Source organism: Paenibacillus sp. FSL R7-269 (assembly GCF_000517865.1).
GTDB lineage: Bacteria > Bacillota > Bacilli > Paenibacillales > Paenibacillaceae > Paenibacillus_AQ.
The window spans coordinates 68,182-94,351 of sequence record NZ_ASPS01000025.1; the positions used below are offsets into that span (position 1 = coordinate 68,182).

Genomic DNA, 26,170 nt, shown 5'->3' on the forward strand with positions numbered 1-26,170 from the left:
TGGGCAAGCCACAGAAAAGGAGAGAGTCATGGATAATAATTTTGGTGCATTAGATATAGCCGTAATTGGTATGGATTGCCGATTTCCTGATGCTGCAAGCCCGGAAGAGTTCTGGGGTAACCTGGTAAGCGGATTAGAGTCTGTAATTCCCATATCGGATGAAGAGCTACTATACTCAGGCATTCGGCAGGAGACGTTAGAACATCCGAATTATGTGAAATACGGCTCCTTTATAGATCATTATGATAAGTTTGCCGCCTCCTTTTTTGGATACAGTGCCAAAGAAGCGGCTATGATGGACCCCCAGCATCGAATATTTCTGGAGCTGTGCTGGCATGCTCTGGAGAAATCCGGTTGCGATTCTGAGCAATACAATGGAAGTATCGGGGTATTTGCCGGCTCGACCTTTAATTCCTATTTGCTGAACAATGTACTGAATGGAAGGGGGGCAGGCAGTAGTGCTGATAATTTCTTTGTACAAATCTCCAATGATAAAGATAATTTGGCAACCCGTGTTGCTTACAAGATGAACTTATCGGGTCCTGCTCTATCCATTCAGACAGCGTGTTCTACTGCCTTGGTGGCCATCCATTACGCTTCCCAGAGTCTGCTGAATCAGGAATGCGATGTTGCATTGGCGGGCGGAGTTACTGTGCGCAGTCCTCACAAGACAGGTTATATGTATCAGTCAGATATGATCTTATCTAAAGACGGACATTGTCGCCCTTTTGATGCTGATGCTTCAGGAACTATATTTGGCAGTGGAGCAGGGGTAGTCGTCTTGAAACGGTTGGAAGATGCTGTTCGGGATGGCGACATCATTCATGCTGTGATCAAAGGTTCCAGTGTTAATAATGATGGCGGCGAAAAGGTGGGTTATACTGCACCAGGAAGAAAAGGGCAGGAGACGGTTATTAAGACTGCGTTGGCACTCGCGGACATTCCGCAGCATAGTATTACCGCTGTTGAGGCTCATGGTACCGGTACCTTTTTGGGAGACCCGGTCGAGTTCGAATCGCTAAACCAGGTGTATGGTTCCAGTCATCATCAACAGCAGATTGCTCTCGGCTCGGTAAAAAGCAATTTGGGACATTTGGAGTGTGCAGCGGGAGTTGCGAGTTTTATCAAGATGGTGCTGTGCCTGAAGCATAAAATACTTGTTCCGAGCCTGAACTATCAGACGCCTAATCCTCATTTGCAAATCGAGAAATCACCGTTTTATGTGAATACGCAGGTCAAGGATTGGGAGCGGGTAGAGGGAGAACCGCTAAGGTGTGCCATCTCATCTTTTGGGATCGGAGGAACGAATGCACACTTGATTTTGGAGGAATGGACCGAAACGAAGAACTCCGCGGCTTCCTCTCCAGAGCTTGTGCTGCTGTCTGCACGAAGCCAGCACGCATTAAGCGAAATGTCAGCAAGTATGGCCTGCTTTTTAAGGTCAAATCCAGAGGTGAATTTGGGCGATGTAGCTCATACCCTAAGAGTTGGGCGCAGAGCATTTGAGTATCGGCTGGCAGCTGTTGGCTCCACTGCCTCAGATTTGGCTGGTGTACTTGAGGATTACGAGACAAAAAATAAATGGATAGGCTTCATCAAACAGACTAAACCGAGAATTGTGTTTATGTTCCCGGGACAAGGTTCTCAATATATTCATATGGCGAAGGAACTGTACGATAGTGAGCTTGTATTCAAACAGTTGATTGACCAGGGAGCTGATCTGTTACAGGAATTTATGAAGATTAATGTGCTGGCCGTGCTCTTTCCGTCAGAGGGGGAAGAAGCAGAGGCAGAACGTCTGCTCACATTAACTCATATTACACAACCGGTGATATTCCTGATTGAATATGCGCTAGCCAAGCTCTGGATGAGCTGGGGAATCAACCCGGATGCATGCATAGGACACAGTATTGGTGAATATGCTGCTGCCTGTCTGGCAGGTGTATTTACATTTGAGCAGGGACTGATGCTGACGGCTAAAAGAGGCGAGTTCATATGTAATCTTCCCGCTGGCTCTATGTGCGGTATTTCGGCCTCTGAGCAGGATATAACTCCTTACTTGACTGAGAAACTATCTGTTGCTGCTGTGAATGGGCCGGGGTTTACGGTTGTAAGCGGACCGGAGAATGACATAAGAAAGTTCATGCAGACCATTGAGGAGAATGGCATAAGCTGCAGTAGGCTGCACACCTCTCATGCTTTCCATTCATGGATGATGCAACCGGCTTATGAGCAATACTTACGGTTTATGCAAGGAATAACACTCAATCAGCCAACAATTCCTTACCTGTCTAATGTAACCGGTGATTGGATTGAAGCCGGACAAGCTACATCACATGAATACTGGGCCAGTCATATTATCTCTTCGGTACGTTTCAGTGATGGGGCGGACAAGTTATTGGAGAATGAGGAGAGTCTCTTTATTGAAGTTGGGCCTGGAAACGTCTTGAGTATCTTTATGAAAAATATTCAACCGACGACTAAGGTGTTCGCTTCTCTGCCGCATGCCAGGGAAAAAAGCCATTCTGTGAAATACATTTACGGTTCAGCCGGGAAGCTGTGGACTAATGGTGCTGTATTCCATTGGAATGAATTCTCGGAAGAAGGCACCCGGCGTAAAGTTGAACTTCCTGTGTACCCGTTTGAGCGGAGACGGTATTGGATGGAGCCCCACACCCATGACCTGGACACTGATTTTGATGTGGTGATAAGCGATTCGGAGTCCGGGCTTGATGAGCAGGATAAGGTGCTGTACAGCAGCGGACAAGCCCCTCGTAATGAGCTTGAACAGAAGACGATGTATGCTTTTTCAGCTGTGCTTGGCTTCCATTCCATCGGCATTTACGATAGCTTCTTTGAACTGGGCGGACATTCTTTATTGGCAATTCAATTGCTGTCCAGGATAAACGAGCAATTCGGAATTGAAATTAAATTGAATGAGTTTTATAAATTTCCTACGGTTGAAGCTTTAGCACAAGAAATCGGGCTTGCTATTTCTTCAAGAGCAGATCAGCCTTCTGAACCCGCGCAAGAGCTTTGGAAGCTCAATAATGTTATTGAGGATGTGGAAAGGAGAGCTGATCCGTTCCCATTAACCGAAATGCAAGAAGCACAATGGCTGGGACGGATATCCAGTTTCGGTGTGGGCAACATAGCGGCGCATGTCTATTACGAATCGGAGAAAGAGGGACTTGATATTCAGCGACTGGAGCAAAGCTGGCAAGCGTTGATCGACCGCCATGAGATGCTTCGTTCAGTCCTGTTACCCGACGGAGGCCAGCGCATCCTTACGGAGAGATTAACCTATAACATTCGGAATTTGGATGTGCGGAAACTGGATCACGAGTCGGCTGAGGCAGAAGCGCTAGTTGTCCGGTCCCAAATGGACCACGTTGTCCGTCCTGTAACGGAATGGCCTCTCTTTGAGATTCGTACAACGCAGTTACCCGAGAACAAGGTGCGTATTCATTTCAGTATGGATTTGGTGATTTGCGATGTGGGCAGCATGCGGATTCTGCAGAGCGAGTGGGCGCAGCTGTACAGGGGAGAAGCTCTTCAGCCTGCGGTGTTAGACCTTTCCTTCAGGGATTATGTTCTGGCAGAGAAGCAACTGAAGGATTCACCGCCATACGTCAAAGCGGATGAATTCTGGGAGCAGAAGATAAAGAGTCTGCCAGCGAATACAGCTCCTGAGCTGCCAGTGGCTAAGGATATTTCATCTATAACAGAAATCCGGTTTAAACGTTGGAGTTTTGTTGTTGAAACCTCCAGATGGGATCAAATTAAAGAGGCTGCTGTAAAACGGGCGTTATCTCCTTCCAGCGTGATTCTAACCGTGTTTGCTCAGGTACTCGGTCTTTGGAGCAAATCCAATGAGTTTTGTATTAATACACCGATCATTAACCGCTTGCCTATTCATGAGCAGGTCAAGCAGATTGTAGGGGAATTTGCCTCCTTTGCTCCGGTTGTTGTCAGCCTGAATAAACAGAAGACCTTTGAAGAATGTGCCAGAGAATTACAGCAGAATAGTTGGGAGAATCTCGATAACCGGTATATAAGCGGAACTTCTATCTTACGTAAGCTGGCAAAGCTGCGAGGCGGGAGTTCAGGACCAGTGTTTCCGGTTGTCTTTACTAGCACCATCGTACAAAAGGTTGCAGGTGAAAAAGAGTTCTTCGAGACATTGGGTGATTATTCCTACCTGATATCTCAGACTCCTCAAGTATGGCTGGATCATACGGCAATGGAGATGGAGAATGGCCTCTTGCTAAGCTGGCATGCGCTGGAAGAGATGTTCCCGCAAGGAATGCTGGACCAAATGTGGGAGACTTACGAAGGAATTATGAATCGGTTAGCTACTGATGAGTCTACATGGAGCAGTACTTATAATCAGCTACTTAGAGAGGTTGATCTGTCTATCGTTCTTGAGGCCAACGCCACGGATCAGCCAATAGATTGTGAATTGTTACACGATCCAATCTTCCGTTATGCCAAGGCGAATCCCAATCAAATCGCGTTAGTGACCTCCCGGAAGGAAATAAGCTATGGAGAATTGGATAAGCTGGCAACAGCAGTAAGCTGCAAATTGATGGAGAAGCAATTACGGCGTGCGGAGTTGGTTCCTGTCATCATGGAGAAAGGGTACGAGCAGGTAGTTGCGGTATTGGGCATTCTGCAAGGAGGCGGGGCTTATCTGCCGCTGGACCCGGAGCTGCCCCGGGAAAGATTGCAATATATATTGGAGAGCAGCGCGGTCAGAGTGATTCTGATACAGGAGAAATATCGTGCTTCTCTTCAGTGGATTCAGGACTTGGGAATTGCAGTCGAAACGATTACCTCACATAATGCAGTGTCCCCGGATAAGGTTACACGGCGGGATTCTTGTCAGGAGCTGGATGATTTAGCTTATGTCATTTTTACATCGGGTTCTACGGGAATGCCCAAAGGCGTTATGATCACCCACCGGGCAGCACAAAATACGATCATGGATATCAATGCCAAATTCCAGGTTAGTTCAGAGGATATAGGGTTTGCACTCTCCGAGCTGAATTTCGATTTATCGGTATACGATATATTCGGCATCCTGGGAGCAGGAGGGGAATTGGTGATTCCTGATGCCCATTCCTCACGTGACCCTAAGCATTGGCTGGATATGCTAAGTCTTCATAAGGTGTCTGTGTGGAATTCTGTTCCTGCACTGATGGCGATGCTGGTCGAATATACAGCGCTCTTAGAGGCCAGTCTTCCCTTTAGACTTGTTCTTCTGAGTGGTGACTGGATCCCGTTGAATTTAGCTTCCCGCATAAAGAAGCAGGCGGCATTGGCGCAGGTAATGGGTCTGGGAGGTGCGACGGAGGCTTCAATCTGGTCCAATTATTACCCGATTCAGGAAGTAGACCCTTCATGGAGGAGTATACCTTACGGTAAACCGTTATCCAACCAAAAATTCCACGTATACAATAAGGAGTTCGTTGATTGTCCGGTGTGGGTACCTGGCGATCTGTATATTAGCGGAAGAGGGTTGTCACTGGGATATTTGAATGATGTCACGCTCACAGACCAAGCTTTTATAACCCACCCTGATACAGGTGAACGGTTGTATAGAACAGGCGATATGGGGCGTTATCTTCCCGATGGGAACCTGGAGTTTATGGGACGCGAAGATTTTCAAGTGAAAATTTCCGGATTTCGGATTGAGCTGGAAGAGATTGAATCCGTGTTGTTAAAGCATATAGCCGTAAAAGGGGTCGTTGTCCATCTTGCAGGCAAGGATACGGATAAGAAAACTCTGACCGCTTACATCCTTGTAAAGGACGGAATGACGCTTGATACGAAAGAACTGAAATTATTCACTGCAAATGCTCTACCCAATTACATGGTACCGAATCAATATATGATTCTTGATGAATTCCCGCTTACTGTGAACGGTAAAATTGATCGTAAATCGCTTCCCGTTCCGGAGAATACCGGCAGAAAGTCGAAAGCTCAAGACCTGTCGGACAATAAAGTACTGAATATCTTAATCCCCATATTTGCAGAAGTGCTTCGTCTAGCGGAGGAGAAGGTTGATATCCATACCAATTTCTTTACGCTTGGAGGGGATTCGATTAGGGGAATTCAAATTATTAGTCTTGCTTCCAAGGAAGGCATAGAGATTTCACCGCAGTTATTCTTTGAACATTCTACACTAGCTGAGCTAGCAGAGGTTCTGAACAATAGTATGGTTGAGCTGGAAGATGGAGAGGAGCAGTATGTTGGAGAATTGCCTTTAAGTGCTGGTCAACAGCTTCTACTGGAAAGGTATGAATCTCTCCCAGCCTTAAATCAATCGCTTCTGTTCAAGGTGGAAAAGTTAATGGAACCGGAAAAATTGGAAAGTGCGTTTCAGTATGTAGTATCCAGGAATGCAGCATTGCAAATGCAGTTCAACCATAGTGACGGAGTCTGGACACAAGCTCTTTACAGTAAGGTAAAGAAGCCAGAGATTGATTATGTAGATTTGAACGGCCTGGAGGAAGAGGAGGTTCATAAATTGACCGAACAGATTCGTTCTGACCAGGAGCAGCAGTCAGCAGACATCCTGATCAAGCTAATTTTGTTGGATCAGCCAGATCAGAGATTGCAGTATATACTGCTGGTTTGGAATGAGCTGATTATGGACCAGCGTTCCGTAGGGCTATTCCTGGAACAGATCTATGATTGCTACAATCAGATCTCTGCGGGAGAGAAGATTAAGCAAATTCACCGTACCAAGCAATTTAGGGATTGGCTGAATCTGAACAGGGAGGAGCCTGCAGAACAAAGCCTGCAAGATTGGGATGACTCATCCGTAGCCCTTCACTTGGGTAATCCAACAGAAACCTCTGACCGTATGTGTACCCTAAACTTTACATTTATGAAAGAACCCGTCTGGAGTGCCGTGCTTGAGGAAGCAAAATTACAGGATTATGAGCTTCTCCTCATTGCAATGGGGTATTCAATGCAAGAGCTGGGTTATGCGCAGCAGCTTTGGGTTGATTGTATGTGTGAGGCGGAGCAGAAGGTGCTCGTGCAAAATGAAATGAATCATATCTTGGGCCAATTAGGCAGCATACATTCCGTTCTCTTCCGCTCAGATTATAGATCAGGATTGAGCGAATACATTCGAGCAGGCAAGACAACTATGCGTAATTGTAAAAAGTGGACAGAGGGTAAGCCCTCAATCCATCCAGAGATCAAGTTCACCTACAGTGAAGCACTGGAAAGGTTGAAACCCGGAATTGGTGTGAGCAGCGCAGTTTCATTGATCACGTCAACCAGCGAAAGAGCTTACCGTAGTCCCTACTTACTAGAAATAAGTGCATCTGCTGATCAGGAAGAATTGTTATTTCAAATCCAGTTTAATGCTGCCCAAGTAGATGATAGACGAATGGAGAAGCTGGGATACAGTCTATTACAGAATTTGCAGTCCTTATTCCTGTCTATCAAAAGTGAGGATTTGGATATGTATGTTGCAAGTGATTATCCTGACATGAGTTGGAGCGATGCAGAATTTGAATCATTCATGGGGATATTGGCAACCAGCCATTAAGAAGGGGAGGAAGTTTATGATGTCAACTGAACTTGCAGAAACAAGGAGTCCATCTGCAGCGATGAGGAACCTGGAAGATATTTATGAGTTAAGCCCATTACAGCTGGATAACTTTAACCGCTACCTTACTTCTCAGGGGGATGGTTTGTTTCACGAGAATCTGATCTTTAACTTTGTTGGGGAAATCGACGACAGGATTTTTACTCAGTGCTGGAACGAAATATTGAAGCGTCATTCGATTTTACGAACAGCCTTTATTAATAAAGGTATTGGGAAGCCTATACAGGCTGTATTAAGGAAGGCCCTGTTTCCTATTCAAATACACGATTGGACAGGCATAAGTGAGGAAGAACAAGCACACAGGATGGAGGTGGTGATAGAGGCGGACCGGTTAATCCCATACTGCATGGAGGAAGCGCCATTAATGAGAGTAACGCTAATCCATCTTAATGATCGTAAGTTCCGTCTCTGGTGGCGTTTTCACCATATGATCATGGATGGATGGGCGTTTACGGTAGTATTGTTTGATTTCCTGCAGCTCTACAAGCAGTTAAGCAGTTCAGGGGAGGTAGCACTCATGCTTCCAGGATATCCATATAAGGACTACATTCGTTATCTTAAAAATAGGGATACTGCTGAGGAAAGTGCTTTCTGGCCCGAATATTTACAAGGATGCACGCATCAGCCTCCGCTGAGCCTGCTGAAGCCTCCAGCACCAGAAGCTCCTGTGAGTCAGATACGCCAAGGAAGGCTCGATTATCATATATATGAATTGTTTCAACCTTTACAAGAAGTGATCAAGGCGAGCAAAGTAACGATGAATGGTGTATTTCAAGGGATCTTCTCGTTATTAATAAGTCATCTGAGCGGTGGGGGAGCTGACGTTGTCACCGGACAGACAGTAGCAGACCGGCCGATGCTGCTTGAGAATGCTCAAGCACGCGTAGGTTTGTTCGTTAATACCTTGCCGATTCGTTGTCAAATTCGGAAGGAGGAGGGTTTCGTTGAGTGGGTCAGAGGAATTCAGACGTCTATGATGAATACGTTTCGCTTTGCTTCTTCTTCAGAGCAGGAGATTAAGCATTGGTGTGGTATGTCCGATGACCGGGACCTGTTCCATAGTGCTTTGGTATTTAAGAATATCCCGCTTGCTGATGATCCGTTTGTAGGTTTGCCCTTCCGGACGGATGATTACAATCTGGAGAGTCGCCCGCATTTCCCGCTTTCATTATTTGTGTGGCCGGAAGCTAAGCTTGAGCTTAAGCTAATTTATGATAATAGTCTTTACAGCAGCGAATCTGCTTGGAGTGTTCTGAACAATGTCAGAGCTGCGCTCGTGAAATTTATTGAACATCCTGACATCTCGGTCTCATCCATGATGGATTTCGATATTTAGCAAAAGGAGTAGAGATGATGCGAGTACGTACTAATAACGGCAGGCTCACGGTAACATCCAGCCCATTATTTGTTGCTCCAAAGCTTAATCCCCAGGCGACTTGTCGTATATTCTGTCTGCCCTATGCCGGAGGGATGGCCGAGATTTATTGTCCCTGGTTGAATGTTCTTCCGGAAGAGTTCGAATTGGTGGCAGTGCAATACCCGGGTCATGTCCCGGGAACTGGGGATGAACTGTATACCTGTCTAAATTCGCTTGCTGAAGAGATAGCGAATGAGATTAGCGCCTTCAGTGATAAGAAATATATTATATTTGGACATAGTATGGGTGCTCTCATAGCATATGAAGTAACCAGACGGTTAGCCGGGAAAAAAGTCAGACAACCGGAGCATTTATTTATTGCTGCCCGCACTCCGCCGCATCTTCCTGTAGTTGCCCCCATGATCCACAAAATGTCGGACAGCGAAATTATTCAGATTGCGAGGGCTTTCAATGCTCTACCCGAAGAGGTGCTTCAGAATGAAGATATCCTCCAAATGATTATTCCTACATTAAAAGCTGACTTCGAGATGATTGGGACATGGAAACATGATCACAATGCACCTCCGCTTAATATTCCGCTGTGTGCCTTTACGGGGGTGTTTGACAGTTTAGGGTTTCCAGAACAGATGAAAGAATGGAGCAACTATACCAGCAATTCATTCAGGATGATAACGATGCCGGAGAAACACTATTTTATTCTAAACCCCGCTGTTCAGGAAGACATTATTCGTATTATTCAAGATTGCATACGTTAGACAACAAGGCTGGAAGGAGGGAAGATATGAACACAAATGATAAAAAAATATTTATACTTGGGGAGGAGGCCATTCCTAAGGCACTGTTAAAGCTCTCCACACCAATGATATTGGGAATGCTGATAAATGCAATCTACAATGTAGTTAACGCTTTGTTTGTAGGGGGACTTGGAACAAGCCAAATGGGGGCCGTGTCTGTTGCCTTTCCGATCTCTATGCTCGTAGTGGGGGTGGGCTTGACCTTCGGGAGCGGGGCCGGATCTTATATTTCGCGTCTTCTTGGTGAAGGAAGACATGATCAGGCGAGCAGGACTGCATCTACCGCAGTATTAACTAGTATAGTAGCCGGCGGGTGCTTGATAGCGGTCATATTAGGTTTTCTGGAGCCTGTGCTTACTTTCCTGGGGGCAACGGATACTATTATGCCTTATGCGACGGCTTACGCTACCCTTTATATCGGAAGTTCGATGCTTAACGTATTTAATGTTACCATGAATAACATTGTGGCATCAGAAGGCGCTGCAAAATTTAGTATGATTGCAATGCTGCTTGGTGCAGGGTTGAATATTATACTGGACCCCATTTTTATATATGGTCTGAACTGGGGAATAAGAGGTGCAGCAATTGCCACAATGGTTGCCCAGGGAACCACTACCATCCTTTATTTATGGTACATTCTGAGCCGGAAAAGCTTCGTGAAGATTTCATTTCATAACTTCTCCCTGGATGGAGAAATCTACCGACAAATCTTGAAGGTTGGTGTTCCTACCTTTATTTTTCAGATCCTCACCAGTGTGTCCATAGGGTTGACTAACACGGCAGCAAGTCATTATGGAGATACAGCTGTGGCATCTATGGGCATCGTGACCCGGATTTATTCCATTTTTTCTTTTGTGGTATTTGGATTTACCAAAGGATTTCAGCCGCTTGCCGGATATAGTTATGGCGCTAAAAAGTATGACCGTCTGCAAGACACGATTCGAATTGGGATTAAATGGTCAAGCTGGTTTTGTGGAATAGGGGCGTTCATCCTAATTGTGTTCTCAAGGCCGATTATTGCTCTGTTCTCTAACGATCCAGATGTAATTCGAATAGGGAGTCAAGCTCTAATTGCAAACTGCTCGATGTTTATCTTCTTTGGGTTCCAAATGGTATACATCACCTTATTTCTGGCTATTGGAAAGGCGAAAGAAGGAGCCATGCTCAGCATGTGCAGGCAAGGCGTGTTCTTTATTCCGACCCTATTGATCTTGCCCCAATTTATGGGGCTGAACGGTGTCATTATTTCACAGGCTGTAGCTGATTTCCTGACAGTGCTCTTAACGGTGTCTTTTGCCTGGAAGATGAGAAAGAACGTTTCTGGGGTGGTAACAGGATAGTTGGTAATAGGATAATTAAAGAGAACCAGCCAGTCCTCCATTATTGGGGATTGGCTGGTTCTTTGTTTATTCAAATACCAAGGTCTCTTTAACCTTCATCTTGGCTGCCTTACGTGAGGAGAAGATACTAGACATGTAACCGACGAGAAGCAGAATAACAAACCAAATGATATTTGGCAATATGAACGAGAATAGGTCAACAGTCAACGGAGTTTTGATTGTAACGTTCCCGATGACTATGGAGCCTAGATATTCAATCGGAATCCCCAGAATCAATGTGATACTCCAACTGATCAGGGCGATGAAGATGCTCTCCGCGGTTATAATTCGTTTGATTTGTTTCGTGGTAGAGCCGATAGCCTTCATGATCCCGATTTCTTTGGTACGTTCGACTACTTGAATGCTCATCGTAGAGGTGAGTCCAATGGCCCCTACAATCACTACAATGATAGCGACGAATAGAAAGGTGTACATCGTCATCAGTGAATGTTTTTTGACGACCGTGTAGAAATTCGTCTTACTCTCGCTGGAGTAAGTGTTGATTCCTTCTTGTTCGAGTTTCTCCTCAATGAGGGAAAGGCCGCTGTCTTGTTTTACGAGTTCGGGTGATGTCATTATTTTAATATGATTATTCGTCTCAATAGCGGGGCTTAACTGGTCAAAGCCTTGCTTGTTGATGAACATCGTAGAGCCACCCAACTCTTTAACAATTCCCACAATGTGGAGTGAATGAATCTCTTCTCCGATCCTGACGTTAATCTCGTCTCCCATCTTTACCGAAGGCTCCGAGTCGAAGAATCTATATCCGATAACGACCTCATTGGTGTCGCCCTCCTTCAGCCAACGGCCCTCCATTACATCAGGAGTATAGGTTTTCGTATCGAAGGGAGGGGCTAAAAGGTGGTAACGGCTACTCATCCTTCCATCAGCATTAATCAGATTTACGCTGCCGCCTCCCCATAATTCATGATTCTTTATTTCTGGAATATTTTGCATTACCTGATCTAAGGTTCCGCTATCTACAGGGGCTTTGGTATTTATTTCATAATCATAACCGAGCTTATCCATCGACTGGTCTATTGTATAATTCAGGGAAATGATTGAGGTCACGACAGCTATAAAAAGTGCTCCCCCAAACGTTAACGTTACAATATTCAGATAAAAACGTCCTTTCCGCTTCACTGCATTTCGAATAGAGAGACGGATGGGTCTGGACAGAAACCTTATCCCTGTTGCCCACTTCATCATAGGTCCTTCTTTAATATAAGCATCATCGCTTGAATGGCTGTTCAGCGAATCTTTCACTGACATAGCGACCCCTTTTCGTATAGGAATGAAAGCTATTACCAGAGGGACGAATAATGCCAATAGAGCAAATAACAAGAGCAGGCTGTTAGGGATACTGGAGTTTGGAAGGTCCATATTACTGATTCTCATCAGAAACTTGGAAAAGCTCTGGCTGAGTACGGAAGAGAGTGGTAATGAAATCGCGATGTTGCCCGCAACCAGCAGCAGAATAATACATAAGTAGGCTGAAAATATGTTATTGGTCTTTGCGCCGATAGCCTTTAATATACCAATCTGCTTAACCTGTTGAGTCAGAATAGTTGAAAGCAGACTGGTAATAATCATGCAACCTAATACAAAGGCCAGGCCGCTAAATATCCGAATTATAAAAAGCACGGCATTGTACTCAGCCTTGTGGGGGCTTTGTCCAGGAGTAAGAGAAACCTCAATGTTACTCACGGCGTATCCCTTGTTAACAATCTCCTTCATGTAATCTCTGGTTGTGCTCAGAATATGCTCACGGTTATAAGGATGTTCGGACAAGGTGATATCTAATCGGTTGGGTGTGAGGCCAAGCTGGGCAAGAGTCTCAAATGACACATAAGCGTATACCGTTTGATGCATAGAGGCAGGGTGAACATGGATATCATTAACCGAGCCTACGACCTTCAACTCCTTGATGCTTGAATCCGGTAGGGTGAATACGATGTTTTCATTAATAGCTGTTTTGGCCACACCCAGCGCATCCCGCTCAATTAGTACTTCATTTAGACCCGGGTTGAAGGAGCCGTCAATACTGGAGATTTTATTGCTTTGAATATTCTTGAAATCTTTTATCCCGTATAAATAAAGGGTTTTCCATTTATCCTCCCCGATCTTGATGCGCAGCGGGTATACCGCCTTTTCTTCAACTTTACCAATGCCTTCAAAGTTCTTGGTCAATTGGATCAGGTTGTCTTCAACACGGTCTAACATAATATTTGCTGATGAAGGCTGGGTGGGTACGAATACATCCACTAGCTCCCGGTCTAGAATGAAATAGGTGAACAACATGATCCCAAAAGCTGAAGTGCCGACTAGCATGGCGAGCAACGACAGGATCGTTCGGAATTTATCCTTGGCTAAATCACGAAAAACTTTTAAAAGTAATAATTTCATATCGCTGCTTCCTCCAGCTGAATTGTTTTATCTTCTATGATAGCGCCGTCCTTCAGCAGAATTTTTCGGGAAGCCCCCTGAATCATTTCTCTTTCGTGTGTAACCATAATGATGGTCTTCCCCTCCTGCTGAAGTCGCCCAAAGAGCGTGTGAATAATTTCCGCATTTCTGGAGTCCAGATTACCTGTAGGTTCATCCGCTACAAGAATCTTCACATCGTTTGCGATGGCTCTGGCGATGGCTACGCGTTGCTGTTCCCCGCCTGAGAGAGCACTGGGTCTTTTATTGGCGTGATTGGCAAGCCCGACTTTATGGAGCAATTCAAGGGCGCGTTCTTTTCTAAGCTTAGGCGGGATTATATTGACCAGATCCATAGGGAGAAGGATATTCTCAATGACGGACAGTGTAGGGATCAGTTGAAAGAATTGAAATACAATGCCTATGTTCTGTCCCCGCCATTCAGCCATCTCGCTTTCATTTAAAGGATTGATGAGTTCTCCGTTTACCCGTACTTCTCCTCCGCTAGGTTTATCTACTCCAGTTAGAATATTGAGCAAGGTTGATTTTCCGCTTCCGGATCTCCCCATGATCAGGGTGAACTCTCCTTGAGGGATCTCCAGGGTAATATTCTTAAGTGCAGAATAGGAGCCGGCTTCAGTGCAATAGTTTTTCTCGACATTATTTAAGCTAATCATTCGTGTAACCTCCGTTTGGTTTGATTTGATTTGATCTCAGAGTTGCTGCTTCAAAAGCTTTAATATACGGCTACCGGAATATTCCCGTATTTTACGGATTTAGGAAGCTCCAGGATTTGGGTAACTGTACCTTTAGCCAGATCTACCCACACCTCTACAATCCCTTTTCGCTCACTGACTTGGGTGAGGATGTCCTTACCTTCTACATTTCCCCCGGATCGCATGGTTGCTTTGGTGAAAATAATCTTATACAGGTTGTGATCATAGTCTGCGGGAGACTTATGACCTGCTCTATATTTAACGCCATTCATTGGAATCTCGGCGGCAAACCAGGTGGTAGGCAGCACATAATTTAGCAGCTTGGCGGGATGGTCTTGCTGAATCCTTGTCTGGACCCGTTCATCCGAAAGGGCAGTCTCAAGGACCTGATCCAATATAGCTGTATCAGTGGTGTTGATGGAGATAGTAGCTGAATCGCTGCTGTATACCGCATAGAGGCTGTTGATTGTCAGTTTTTGAACTGCACTTACCAGCAGGATGCCAATAAGCAGAGCCGCCAGATAAGTGAGCAGAGGAAGGATGAACCTGCTTTGTCGGGTAGCCGTCCGCTGCCGTATGTTCATAGAGAAGGGGATTCTGAAGGGAAGGAACATACCCGTTCTGTTTCTATATTCGGAATAACTTGATCCGAACTTGGCTTCACATTCCCGTTCCTCTGCTCTTGCAAGCATGTAATAGACGAACAGCATGGTGATGAACATGATCAGCACGATATACCGGGGCCACAGAATCAGCAGTCCAAAGCTGCAAATGATGAATGAGGCATATTGCGGGTGTCGTATATGGTTGTAGATTCCTCCTGTGACGACTCCTTTTTTGGCTAATTTATAATAGTAAACGTGGACTGCGCCTACCAAAAAACCAATGAAGCCTAATAATGCCAGGATTCCGCCAATGATATTGTGTGCATTTACCAAGGATGATGAGGTCTCGCGGACCGCGTGCGGCAGGAAAAATTGAATTAGCCATGACAAAAGTGGGGATTGATTAAAAAAATTCAATGCAGGCTTATACACCGAATAGAAGTAAACCGCAAAGGGACTGGCCATATAAAAGAACTCAAAAGCCACCAGAAAGTAAAAAAGGAAGGACCCCCGGAACGTAAACTTTGCAGATTTAATGGATTGCATGTCTCACACTCCTTATCTTGTTACAGGAATCATGACATGCGAGTCTTAGAATTGGATTAGAGATTGAGTCTTGTAAGCGAACATTTCTTGAAAAAAGACACATTCTAGAAAATGGAAGTGTCTTTTTTGTACTTTTTAGAGCAAAACCCATAAATAGTGGTATTTTTCCCAATGAGGGGTTCCTTATGCCGAAGAGGGACAAGCACTATAATATGAAGGCGGTTACAAAAAACCGAGGATGAATATAAAAGGGGAGGCAAAGTATGAAAAGTATGAAGCGTGTTTTAGCGGGGCTCTCAACAGTACTCGTGATGTCATCTGCTCTGGCAGGATGCGGCGGGAACTCGGGTAATAGCTCGTCCGGCGCAGCTGCAACAACAGCTCCGGCATCGAATGCGGCAGAGGCAACCAAAGCTCCGGATGCGGGTAGCGGTGAGAAGGTAACGATCAATCTGTGGAGCTTCACCGACGAAATTCCAAACATGACTAAGAAGTATTTGGAAATTCATCCAGAGGCAAATGTGGAGTTCAAAACTACGATTGTTGCAACTACAGATGGCGCTTATCAGCCTGCGCTTGACCAGGCTCTAGCTGCCGGCGGCAAAGATGCGCCTGATATTTATGCTACTGAAGGCGCATTCGTACTCAAATATACACAAGGTGATGCATCCACTTTTGCAGCCAACTATGCGGACCTGGGCCTTACTGATCAAATGGTTAAGGATGCAGGCATCGCTCAATATTCTGTTGATATCGGCAGCAAAGAGGGTCAACTTAAGGGTCTCGGCTATCAGGCTACAGGCGGAGCCTTTATCTATCGTCGCTCGCTTGCCAAGGATGTGTTTGGAACTGATGATCCGGCCAAGATCAAGACAGAGGTTGGACCCGGCTGGGATAAATTCTTCAGTGCAGCAGAGAAGCTGAAAGCTAAAGGATATGCCGCAGTTTCCGGTGACGGCGATATCTGGCACGCGATCGAAAACAGCTCTGATAAAGGCTGGATTGTTGATGGCAAGCTGCATATTGATCCGAAGCGTGAAGAATTCCTTGATCTCTCCAAGAAGCTTAAAGACAATAACTACTATAACGATACGACAGATTGGCAAGAAGCCTGGTTCGCTGATATGAACGGCACTGGTGAAAAACCAGTCTTCGGTTTCTTCGGTCCTGCTTGGCTCATTAACTATACGTTAAGCGAACATGCCAAAGATACAAAGGGTGACTGGGCAGTTACTGAATCACCAACAGGATTCTTCTGGGGAGGCACTTGGTTGCTCGCTAACAAAGATGTAGTCAAGGACGAAGCCAAGAAAAAGGCTGTTGCAGACTTTATCAAGTGGGTAACACTCGACACTACTGAAACCGGACTCCAGTACTACTGGGCTAACGGAACGTTGAAAGATGGCGAGCAAGGCGCGAAGGACAGCGTTGCTTCCTCCGTTGTTATGGATAAGTCAAAAGGTGACTTGGAACTCGTAGGCGGACAGAACATTTTCGATATCTTTGTTCCGGCGAATGCCAACGCTTCCGGTAAGAACTTGACTGCATTCGACGAAACGATCAACAAGCTCTGGCGTGATCAAGTACGCGAATATACTGCAGGCAATAAGGCCCGTGATAAAGCAATCGAAACCTTCAAACAGCAAGTCAAAGATCAACTTAATATCGATAGCGAATAAAAATCAAACGAAGGGGCGGGGAGTCATCCCGCCCCTTCATATCAACTAAAGGGGTGAGAGCATGCGCCGCAAAGGTGTGAACTACTCTAAATTTGGCTATATTTTTACGTTTCCGTTTGTTTTGGCATTTCTGATCTTCTCACTCTATCCGATTTTGTACACCGCATTCATCGGGTTCACTGATTTGCAGGGATTAATACCAAAACCCATACATATTTTGGATAATCCTTTTCAGAATTTCAAAGATTTGATCCTTAGTAATGCCTCCTTCCGGAAATCTCTGATTAACACCGGGTTGCTCTGGTTCCTTAACTTCGTTCCCCAGATCCTTCTTGCACTCTTACTCACTGCATGGTTCACTAACCAGCGTCTTAAAATTAAGGGACAAGGCTTTTTCAAGGTTCTGCTGTACATGCCAAATGTTATTACTGCGGGTACAATCGCCTTGCTATTCAGCACTTTGTTTGGCTATCCGATGGGTCCGGTAAACAGCTTTTTTCAAATGATGGGCTGGTCCGACGCTCCAATCTTCTTCCTTCAGGATAAGACGGTAGCGCGGGGCATTGTGGCATTCATCCAGTTCTGGATGTGGTACGGAAACACCATGATCATCCTTATCGCAGGTGTTATGGGTATCAATCCTGCGCTCTTCGAGTCTGCGGCGATTGACGGTGCAAACGGAGTTCAGACGTTCTTCCGGATCACGCTGCCAAGTTTACGTACCATTCTGTTATTTACGCTGATTACATCGATGGTCGGTGGCTTGACTATGTTTGATATTCCGCAGCTCTTCCTTGCAGGCGGACCGGATGACTCTACGCTTACCACGTCCATGTTCATTTATGGGCAAGCCTTTAAAGGAAGCTATTTATACAACCGCGCTGCTGCTGCGAGTATGATTATGTTCTTGATTTCAGGGATATTGTCTGCATTTGTGTTCTATCTAATGCGTGACCGTGACGCGGCAAGACTCAAAAAAATCGAAAAAATGCATCGGAAATCCAACAAGAGCAGCCAAAAGGGGGGCGTAGTACATGGACAATAAACAAAAAGACGGAAATGTCACCCGGACGATCAATAAAACGATTATCTATATCGTTTGTATCAGCCTGGCGGTGCTCAGCATTTTACCGTTTTGGATCATGTTTGTAAACGCCACCCGCTCTTCAGCACAAATCCAAGGCGGTCTCTCACTATTGCCTTCATCCCATATGATGGACAACCTGCGGGTGCTGCTCGAAAAGAGCTTCGATCCGATTCAGGGGTTCATGAATTCATTTATTATTTCGGCTTCGGCCACTCTCCTGACTGTCTATTTCTCATCCCTTGCGGCGTACGGTTTAGTGACTTATAGCTGGAGGCTGCGCGGGGCATTCTTTACCTTTATTTTGTGTGTAATGATGATTCCCTCTCAGGCAAGTGCCATTGGTTTCTATCAGTTCATGTATAAAATACATTGGACCAACAGCTTCCTTCCGCTGATTCTTCCTGCAATTGCTGCGCCGGCGGTAGTGTTCTTTATGCGCCAGTATCTGCTGGCCACGCTATCTATAGAGATCGTGGAAGCAGCACGTGTGGACGGTTCGGGCGAGTTCAAAACCTTTAACCGCATTATCTTGCCGCTGATGGTTCCGGCAGTCGCGACGCAGGCAATCTTCGCCTTCGTGGGCAACTGGAACAACTTGTTCATGCCGTTAATCCTCCTTACTCAGAAGGAGAAGTATACGATGCCGATCATGGTCAGCTTGCTCCGAGGGGATATATACAAGACCTCATTCGGCTCGATTTATATGGGGCTGGCGCTGACCGCATTACCGCTGTTCGTAGTCTACTTCCTGCTGTCCCGTTATATTATCGCAGGTGTAGCACTGGGCGGAGTCAAAGAATAACCGGATCAGGATTGCTGTGAAGACAAACCATACTGCAGAGAAGGCCCATTCCGGTGGATCATTCTACTGCAGTTTTTTGTGTGCGGCCGGTTGAATGAACATCCGGCATCGGGTAAGGTTGAAGGATCAACGGATAGGGGGTAGCAGATTGAAAATCGGATTATTAATTATTGATCTGCAAGAGGTCCATGTGAGCGAGGTAGAGCAGAAGAAGATTGACCGCGCCTGTGAGTATATCAATTTTGTCTCGGGATTGCTGCGCGCCAAGGGGCATGCCGTCATTCATATTCAGGACATTGAGGGCATGGAGCCGGCGGAGGAAGCGAAGTTCGCGATCATCCCCGGAGTTGAGGTTCAGGAGACGGATTTCAACGTGAAGAAGGAATACTCGAATGCCTTTTGGAAGACGGATCTGGAAAAGCTTGTGCGGGAGCAGGAAATTGATCTGCTGATCCTCTCTGGATATGCCGCAGAGCATTGTGTTCTGTTCACCTATAATGGTGCTGCCGAGAGGGGAATTAAGGCGGTGCTGTTGCAGAATGGGATTCTAAGCACGCACAAGGATGTAATTACGGCGGCTTACCGAGACCGGAATTTGATTTCGTATCCTGTGATTCAGGCCCTGGTGCAATCTTAGCTGGGAAGGAACGACGGATGATTGCGAAGATATGCTAGGAAGCTTGAGATGATGTGAGCAAAAACACCTCCGGCGCCGAATGGGCCTTGAGGTGTTTTTGGTATGCTGTGCTGTGCTTGCGTGCAGTTATTTACCCTCAGTACGGGCTAACTCCGCATGCACGATAGGGGCCACCTTGGTGCCCAGCAGCTCAATGGCACGCAGGACCTCGCGGTGCGGCATGTAGCCGACATTCACATGCAGGAAGAACCGTGTCACGCCGAGATTCTTGCGCAGCAGGATGAGCTTCTCGGCCACGTATTCAGCATCGCCGACATAGAGGGCGCCGCGTAAGCTGCGGGCATCATCGAAGGCTGCGCGGTTATACGTGCCGCCCCAGCCGCGTTCGCGTCCGATGACATTCATCTGGGCTTGGGTAGACGGGTAGAACAAAGCCGCGGCCTGTTCATTAGTTTCACCTACGAAGCCATGGGAGTGTGTGGCAATCTGCAGCTTGTCGGGATTATGCCCCGCGCGTGCTGCGGCTTCCTTGTACAGGTTCACCAGCGGAGCGAACCGCTCCGGCATTCCGCCGATAATGGCGAAGGCAATTGGCAGACCCAATGTTCCGGCCCGCACGGCAGATTCGGGATTGCCGCCGCTGGCGATCCAGACCGGAAGCGGGTCCTGAACAGCGCGGGGATAGACCGGAAGATTGTGAATCGCCGGACGGTGCCCGCCGCGCCAGGTGACCTTCTCGGAGGCGCGGATCGCCAGCAGCAGCTCCAAATTCTCCTCGAACAATTCATCGTAATCCTCCAGACTGTAACCGAACAGCGGGAAGGACTCAGTGAACGAACCGCGTCCGGCCATAATCTCTGCCCGGCCGTTCGAGAGGCCGTCCAGCGTAGCGAAATCCTGGTAGACCCGCACCGGGTCATCTGAAGACAAGACGCTGACCGCACTGGTCAGTCTAATCCGCTTGGTAGTCGCTGCCGCTGCGGCGAGGATTACAGCCGGGGCACTCCCTGCATAATCCTTACGGTGATGCTCGCCTATTCCATATACGTCCAGGCCCACTTGGTCAGCGAGCACAATCTCCTCAACAGCTTCCCGCAGCCGTTCTGCATGGCTGATCGTCTGCCCTGTCACCGGGTCAGGTGTTGTCTCCAAAAACGTGCTTATCCCAATTTCCATGATTCTCTTATCCTCGGCCATAATGATCCGCCCCTTTCTTCATGTCATCATTCTACTATACTTTTTAATGTTTCTCAACTTTAGTAAGTGAAATGAGTAATATTTATTATTATATACGGAAGACTCCTTAATTAGCAGGACGCACCAATGTAATCGAAAAACCGATTACAATTGGACCGGACGCGGCGCGTAGGCGAAATGTAATCGAAAAACCGATTACAATTGGACCGGATGCGGCGCGTAGGCAAAATGTAATCGAAAAACCGATTACAATTGGACCGGGTGCAGCGTGTAGGCGAAATGTAATCGAAAAACCGATTACATTAGGTAGGTACCTGCGGTCTGCGCATCTTCCTACGCCAAAGAGACCGGGTTGCCCCGGCCTCTTTGGCGGCCTGCTGTCGTCAGGATTTATCTTTCTTGACGGCAAGCTGTACAATCATAATAACAAGAACGAGCAGTGCGATGAGCTGGTCTGTACTCATGGTAGTCCGAACCTCCAATCCCGTAACAAGGATGGCTCTTCTGGACCTGCATCTCCTCTCCAAGAAGCTGCTTCGTTCCCCATAATCCAGCCTATGTATTCATACATACACTTAGTACTTAAGCATATAAATATTATTGCAGCAGACGCCAGCTGGGCGGGGTGGCAATGCTGCTGAACAGCCTAGTGCTACGCAGGTGAACCTTCCAGCTATTTTTATCTTGTACTTCGGATGAGGCTGCTTTAGTATATATAAATTGGCTTATATTTATATCTACTGTAAGGAGTGCATCGGGGAATGCTGCAGATCAAATGGGGGGCTGAATTATGGTTGTAATAGCCTGCCTGATTTTTGTTGTGACTTTAGTTTTTGTGATCTGGCAGCCGCGGAATTTATCGATTGGCTGGTCCGCCTGCGGCGGGGCGATTCTCGCGCTTGCGGCAGGAGTGGTCAGCTTCGGCGATGTTCGTGATGTGACGCTGATTGTATGGAATGCAACGCTTGCCTTCGTAGCGATTATTCTAATATCCTTAATTCTCGATCGTGTCGGCTTCTTCGAGTGGGCGGCGCTGCATATGGCGGCGGCGGCACGCGGCAACGGCACGCTGATGTTCATCTATGTGATCGTGCTGGGTGCAGTCGTGGCGATGCTGTTCGCCAATGACGGGGCAGCGCTGATTCTGACACCGATTGTGCTGGCGATGGTCCGGGCGCTGAATCTTGACGAGCGCAAAGTCTTTCCTTTTATTATCGCCAGCGGCTTCATTGCCGATACCACCTCGCTGCCGCTGACCGTCAGCAATCTGGTTAATATTGTATCCGCCGATTTCTTTGGTATCACCTTCATGCAGTATGCAGGACATATGTGGCTACCGACCTTGTTCTCGCTTGGAGCAAGCATTCTGGTCTTATATCTGTATTTCCGCCGCAGTATCCCGAAGGAGTATGACACCGCTGGCATGAAGCTTCCGGGCGATGCTATCAAGGACCAGCGGATGTTCCGGCTATCCTGGTTCGTACTCGCGCTTCTGGTAGGCGGATATTTCGTCAGTGAATTCCTGGACATTCCGGTATCCGTGGTAGCAGGAGTAATCGCAATCTGTTTCCTGCTGATGGCCCGCAGAAGTCCTTACGTGAAGACGATGGAAGTGGTCAAGGGAGCGCCTTGGGCGATTGTTTTCTTCTCCATTGGCATGTACGTGGTAGTGTATGGACTGCGTAATGCGGGACTGACGGATGTGCTCGCAGAAATGATCGGCGGAATTGCGAAGCACGGGCTGTTCGCAGCCACGATGGGGATGGGCTTCCTGGCCGCGCTGCTCTCCTCGGTGATGAATAATCTGCCGACGGTGCTGATCGGGGCGCTGGCCATTGATACCGCACATGCCGCGGGTCTGGTGAAGGAGGCTCTGATCTACGCCAATGTTATCGGTTCGGATCTGGGTCCGAAGATTACACCGATCGGTTCACTGGCCACCCTGCTGTGGCTGCATGTGCTGTCCGGCAAGGGTGTGAAGATCTCCTGGGGCACCTATTTCAAAATAGGCATTATCCTCACCGTTCCCACACTGTTGATCACGTTACTGGGTCTATATCTGGAGCTGAGGTGGCTCTGATCAGGAGCTGCATAAGCGAACAAGGGGCCGCGACCCCATGTCACAATATACAAGGAGCGGTCCAGACCTTAGTCTGACCGCTCTTTTTTTACATTCTAAGCCAGATCATTCCTTCTTTCCGTGTTCCTGCTCCGGGTACTTCACAACAGGCCATTTCACCTTGCGCAGGGCGTTCATCAGCTCCGGCCCGGCATGAAGATTGCTGCTGACCAGCTCATGGGGCGTGAGCGCCATCCATTGGTTGAGGGAGACGTCGGCGAAACGGTCACTGCGGAACATTTCCAGGAACCAGAGCGTCTCTGTGCCGGTATTCTGAACATAATGCCCCTGTGCAAAAGGCACGTAGCCGACATCCCCGGCTCTTACATTGAAGGTACGCGCATCGCCGTTGCCTCCGAAGACGGTCATTCGTCCTTGGCCGCTGAGGTAATACTGCCACTCGTCGTTGTTCGGATGCCAGTGCAGCTCCCGCATCGCCCCAGGCTCAATCTCTACCAGCGCCGCGGCGATATTCCGGGAGATGGGGAAATTGCTGGAGTCGACTATCCGCACACTGCCTCCCGGAGTCTTGAGCGGCGGCTGGGCCATCAGCCGATGCTTGAAGCTCAGCGGAATCTCCCCGTAAGGCGATTCGATCCGCTGGCTCGCAATTGGACCGGGCACCTGATCCTGATAGATGTACACCTGCTCCGTGGGAAGATAGGCGAATGCGGATTCAGGTACACCGAAATTCGCGGACAGGACTTCGCGCGGCGTATGGGCGAACCAGTCGGAGATGGACAGGGTGTTCAGATCCGAGAAGCCTCCGTCGTCGAACACAAGCAGGAATTCACATCCCTCAGCCAGACCCTGAATGGAATGCGGGATGCCTGGAGGGAAATACCACAGATCGCCGGGACCGACATCGGCAATGAAGTTGCGGCCATTCTGGTCCACTGCTGTAATCCTTGCGCTGCCCAGCAGCATGTAGGACCATTCCGCCTGCTGATGCCAGTGCAGCTCACGTACGCCGCCCGGCGTCAGGCTCATATTCACGCCCGCAAGCGTAGTGGCTACCGGCAACTCCCTGACCGTCACCTCACGGGACCAGCCGCCATGATTCAGCTGCATATGGGCGTCAGAGAATGAGAACTTCAGGTTCGGGATCAGCCCGTTGTCCGTGACCGGAGGAAGGAACATGTCGGGATTCTCCCGGTCGCGCATGACGTCACGTGGACCCAGGTCGATATTGCCTGCACCGTCACTGCGTATGGGCTGGGGAATGACGGGCTGGCCTGGAGAACGGGGATGCTCAGGATTCATCATATAGGCTCCTTTCTGGAACGCACAGCATTTCAAGAAAATATATGCGCAAATGTGATAATATTTGACTACCGGACAAAGATCCGTACGATAATCAGAGAGCAGGGTTAGAACCAATGACATTAAGTGGACAAGAACGCTACCGCTTCAGCGAAGCGCCTATATGGGAATTGCAGCGCACCTATTATGAACAGCTGGGTCTCCAGGCTTGGGCCAATGACCAGGTTCCGCAGTATATTACAAGCAATCCGATGATTGGAACGGCGTATGCGGAGATCATCTTCGGCTTTCTTCAGGACCGTGCGCAGAAGGGATTCACTACAGAGACGGTAGTGGTGCTGGAACTGGGTGCAGGAGTGGGGCGTCTGGCGTTCCATGTGCTCCAGCAGCTGTGTGAGCTGATCAAGTATGCAGGCGTGCTGCTGCCGCCGTTCCGTTACGTGATGAGCGATTTGCCCTGGAAGAACATTGAGGGCTGGCAGCAGCATGAGGGGCTGAAGCCTTTTGTAGAGCAGGGAATGCTTGACTTTGCCCGCTTTGATGCGGTCCGGGATACGGAGCTCTCCTTAACGCAGAGCGGATTGGTGATTAAGCCCGGGGAGCTGGGGCAGCCGCTGATGGTGATCGCCAACTACTTCTTCGACAGTATCCCGCAGGAGCTGCTCTATGTGGATGAAGGCAAGATCTATGAATGTGAGGTCTCGCTGAAATATCCTGAGCAGTCTGCTACGATGGGGCCGTCCGAGGTGCTTCGTGATCTGGTGCCGGAATACCATTACAAGCATGCAGCGGGCTATGAAGACAGCTCGTATCCTTATCATGAAGTGATCTCGTTCTATCTGGACAAGCTGGAGGATTCACATGTGCTGTTCCCGGAGGCAGCCCTGTCCTGCATGGAGCGTCTGGGGGCACTCTCCCGGGGAAGCTTCCTGCTGCTCACTGCCGATAAGGGAGACCACCGGCTGGAGAACTGGGAGTTCGCCGAGCCGCCGAAGCTGATTCACCACGGCAGCATCTCGCTTACGGCGAATTATCATGCGCTGGTGCATTATTTTGAACGGAAGGGCGCACTGTCCCAGTTCACGCAGCATCATTACAAGAATCTCAATGTGGGCTGCATCCTGATGCTGGAGGAGCCGATGCTGCATCCGCATACCCGGCTGGCCTACCGGCGGTTTGTCGAGCGGTTCGGGCCGGATGATTTCTTCAGCCTGAAGGTGTGGATCGACAAGAATTACGACACCATCGGCATGCAGCAGATCCTGGCCTTCTGGCGGCTGGGGGGATATGACGCGGAACTGTTCATTCAGAGCGCCGAGCGCATCTCAGCGCTGCTGCCGGATGCCAGCGACGAGGAGCTGCTGGACCTTCAGCGGGGGATCGACCGGATGTGGCGGGGCTTCTACCCGATGCCGCAAAAGTATGATCTGGCGCTGGACTGCGGCCTGCTGCTGTTCGAGATGGAGCAGTACGGGGAATCCCGCCGTTTCCTGGAGCATTCGCTTGCGACAAGTAGGGAGGAGCCGGTAATTACCGTGCTGTACTGCCTGGCAATCTGCAGCTATGAGCAGGAGGATGATGAAGCGGCGCTGGATTATACGCGCAGGTCCCTGCTGATCGAGCCGGAGCATGAGGAAGCGCTGGAGCTGCTGGCTGCATTGAGCCTGGACCCGGCAGACGCTTAGGATGCTGCTCCCGGCAGCCCGGCGTAAGTACTTTACACCCGGCGTGAGATTTGATATTCTGTATCCAATAATTTAAACGCGATGATGAGAAGAGTACATTCAGGTTCTTCCCTCACAGAGAGCTCCGGCTGGTGTGAAGGAGCAGGGAGGACTGAATGGAAACAAGCCTCTGAGCGGCTTACCGGAACCAGGCAGCAGCCGGGGATGGTACGACAGGAGCTCCTGTTAT

Annotated in this window: 15 protein-coding genes and 1 other annotated feature (1 of these 16 cut by a window edge); of the genes, 10 read left to right on the top strand and 5 right to left on the bottom strand. The window is 48.1% G+C overall.

Annotated elements, in window-relative coordinates:
* Window positions 1-28 precede the first annotated feature (28 nt).
* From C162_RS12910 to C162_RS12925, 4 genes are read left to right on the top strand one after another with little or no spacing between them, the layout of a single operon-like run.
* Window positions 29-7,570 (top strand): hybrid non-ribosomal peptide synthetase/type I polyketide synthase, encoded by a 7,542-nt coding sequence (locus tag C162_RS12910; protein ID WP_051493443.1) that lies wholly within the window; start codon window positions 29-31, stop codon window positions 7,568-7,570.
* 16 nt (window positions 7,571-7,586) lie between these two features.
* A complete protein-coding gene (locus tag C162_RS12915) occupies window positions 7,587-8,966 on the top strand; it encodes a condensation domain-containing protein (protein ID WP_036694873.1) in 1,380 nt (459 codons plus the stop codon).
* A gap of 14 nt (window positions 8,967-8,980) precedes the next feature.
* Window positions 8,981-9,763, top strand: coding sequence for a thioesterase II family protein (locus C162_RS12920; protein WP_083678110.1), 783 nt, complete (start codon window positions 8,981-8,983; stop codon window positions 9,761-9,763).
* Window positions 9,764-9,789: 26 nt separating this feature from the next.
* Complete coding sequence (locus tag C162_RS12925; RefSeq protein WP_036694875.1) at window positions 9,790-11,142, top strand: MATE family efflux transporter; 1,353 nt, start codon at window positions 9,790-9,792, stop codon at window positions 11,140-11,142.
* Window positions 11,143-11,208: 66 nt separating this feature from the next.
* Here the strand turns inward: C162_RS12925 and C162_RS12930 are convergent, their stop codons facing one another.
* From C162_RS12930 to C162_RS34360, 3 genes are read right to left on the bottom strand one after another with little or no spacing between them, the layout of a single operon-like run.
* Complete coding sequence (locus C162_RS12930; RefSeq protein ID WP_036694876.1) at window positions 11,209-13,587, bottom strand: ABC transporter permease; 2,379 nt, start codon at window positions 13,585-13,587, stop codon at window positions 11,209-11,211.
* On the bottom strand, window positions 13,584-14,282 hold the full coding sequence (locus C162_RS12935) for an ABC transporter ATP-binding protein (RefSeq protein ID WP_036694877.1): 699 nt from the start codon (window positions 14,280-14,282) through the stop codon (window positions 13,584-13,586). The genes C162_RS12930 and C162_RS12935 overlap by 4 nt, the downstream gene beginning before the upstream one ends.
* A gap of 59 nt (window positions 14,283-14,341) precedes the next feature.
* The gene (locus C162_RS34360) at window positions 14,342-15,472 is read right to left on the bottom strand and encodes a methyltransferase family protein (RefSeq protein WP_051493444.1); all 1,131 of its coding nucleotides are present in this window, start codon (window positions 15,470-15,472) and stop codon (window positions 14,342-14,344) included.
* A gap of 263 nt (window positions 15,473-15,735) precedes the next feature.
* Between C162_RS34360 and C162_RS12945 the strand changes: the two genes are divergently transcribed.
* The 4 genes from C162_RS12945 (at window position 15,736) to C162_RS12960 (ending at window position 19,677) form a co-directional block, all read left to right on the top strand.
* Window positions 15,736-17,151, top strand: a complete 1,416-nt coding sequence (locus C162_RS12945; RefSeq protein WP_083678111.1) for an ABC transporter substrate-binding protein — start codon at window positions 15,736-15,738, stop codon at window positions 17,149-17,151.
* Between the two features lie 61 nt (window positions 17,152-17,212).
* Window positions 17,213-18,196 carry a carbohydrate ABC transporter permease gene (locus tag C162_RS12950; protein ID WP_036694878.1) on the top strand — a complete coding sequence of 328 codons (984 nt, stop codon included), beginning with the start codon at window positions 17,213-17,215 and terminating at the stop codon, window positions 18,194-18,196.
* On the top strand, window positions 18,186-19,040 hold the full coding sequence (locus C162_RS12955; protein ID WP_036694879.1) for a carbohydrate ABC transporter permease: 855 nt from the start codon (window positions 18,186-18,188) through the stop codon (window positions 19,038-19,040). Before C162_RS12950 ends, C162_RS12955 begins: the two co-directional genes overlap by 11 nt.
* A gap of 148 nt (window positions 19,041-19,188) precedes the next feature.
* Window positions 19,189-19,677, top strand: a complete 489-nt coding sequence (locus C162_RS12960) for a cysteine hydrolase family protein (protein WP_036694880.1) — start codon at window positions 19,189-19,191, stop codon at window positions 19,675-19,677.
* 126 nt (window positions 19,678-19,803) lie between these two features.
* Here C162_RS12960 and C162_RS12965 read toward each other — a convergent pair whose 3' ends face one another.
* The gene (locus tag C162_RS12965) at window positions 19,804-20,853 is read right to left on the bottom strand and encodes an LLM class flavin-dependent oxidoreductase (RefSeq protein ID WP_036694939.1); all 1,050 of its coding nucleotides are present in this window, start codon (window positions 20,851-20,853) and stop codon (window positions 19,804-19,806) included.
* Window positions 20,854-21,664: 811 nt separating this feature from the next.
* Here C162_RS12965 and C162_RS12970 point away from each other — a divergent pair.
* A complete protein-coding gene (locus C162_RS12970; protein ID WP_036694881.1) occupies window positions 21,665-22,954 on the top strand; it encodes an arsenic transporter in 1,290 nt (429 codons plus the stop codon).
* Between the two features lie 105 nt (window positions 22,955-23,059).
* Here the strand turns inward: C162_RS12970 and C162_RS12975 are convergent, their stop codons facing one another.
* Window positions 23,060-24,256 carry an oxalate decarboxylase family bicupin gene (locus C162_RS12975; RefSeq protein ID WP_156949624.1) on the bottom strand — a complete coding sequence of 399 codons (1,197 nt, stop codon included), beginning with the start codon at window positions 24,254-24,256 and terminating at the stop codon, window positions 23,060-23,062.
* A 116-nt stretch (window positions 24,257-24,372) separates the two neighbouring features.
* Here C162_RS12975 and C162_RS12980 point away from each other — a divergent pair, with 116 nt between their 5' ends.
* Window positions 24,373-25,941 (top strand): tetratricopeptide repeat protein, encoded by a 1,569-nt coding sequence (locus C162_RS12980; RefSeq protein WP_036694883.1) that lies wholly within the window; start codon window positions 24,373-24,375, stop codon window positions 25,939-25,941.
* Window positions 25,942-26,013: 72 nt separating this feature from the next.
* Window positions 26,014-26,170: a binding site (T-box leader), on the top strand (it continues 107 nt past the right edge of the window).

What these genes read in the sequence shown, in the direction of transcription:
- C162_RS12910 (WP_051493443.1), top strand. Translation starts at nt 29, where the DNA reads ATGGATAATAATTTTGGTGCATTAGATATAGCCGTAATTGGTATGGAT.
- C162_RS12915 (WP_036694873.1), top strand. Translation starts at nt 7,587, where the DNA reads ATGATGTCAACTGAACTTGCAGAAACAAGGAGTCCATCTGCAGCGATG.
- C162_RS12920 (WP_083678110.1), top strand. Translation starts at nt 8,981, where the DNA reads ATGATGCGAGTACGTACTAATAACGGCAGGCTCACGGTAACATCCAGC.
- C162_RS12925 (WP_036694875.1), top strand. Translation starts at nt 9,790, where the DNA reads ATGAACACAAATGATAAAAAAATATTTATACTTGGGGAGGAGGCCATT.
- C162_RS12930 (WP_036694876.1), bottom strand. Translation starts at nt 13,587, where the DNA reads ATGAAATTATTACTTTTAAAAGTTTTTCGTGATTTAGCCAAGGATAAA.
- C162_RS12935 (WP_036694877.1), bottom strand. Translation starts at nt 14,282, where the DNA reads ATGATTAGCTTAAATAATGTCGAGAAAAACTATTGCACTGAAGCCGGC.
- C162_RS34360 (WP_051493444.1), bottom strand. Translation starts at nt 15,472, where the DNA reads ATGCAATCCATTAAATCTGCAAAGTTTACGTTCCGGGGGTCCTTCCTT.
- C162_RS12945 (WP_083678111.1), top strand. Translation starts at nt 15,736, where the DNA reads ATGAAAAGTATGAAGCGTGTTTTAGCGGGGCTCTCAACAGTACTCGTG.
- C162_RS12950 (WP_036694878.1), top strand. Translation starts at nt 17,213, where the DNA reads ATGCGCCGCAAAGGTGTGAACTACTCTAAATTTGGCTATATTTTTACG.
- C162_RS12955 (WP_036694879.1), top strand. Translation starts at nt 18,186, where the DNA reads ATGGACAATAAACAAAAAGACGGAAATGTCACCCGGACGATCAATAAA.
- C162_RS12965 (WP_036694939.1), bottom strand. Translation starts at nt 20,853, where the DNA reads ATGGAAATTGGGATAAGCACGTTTTTGGAGACAACACCTGACCCGGTG.
- C162_RS12970 (WP_036694881.1), top strand. Translation starts at nt 21,665, where the DNA reads ATGGTTGTAATAGCCTGCCTGATTTTTGTTGTGACTTTAGTTTTTGTG.
- C162_RS12975 (WP_156949624.1), bottom strand. Translation starts at nt 24,256, where the DNA reads ATGAATCCTGAGCATCCCCGTTCTCCAGGCCAGCCCGTCATTCCCCAG.
- C162_RS12980 (WP_036694883.1), top strand. Translation starts at nt 24,373, where the DNA reads ATGACATTAAGTGGACAAGAACGCTACCGCTTCAGCGAAGCGCCTATA.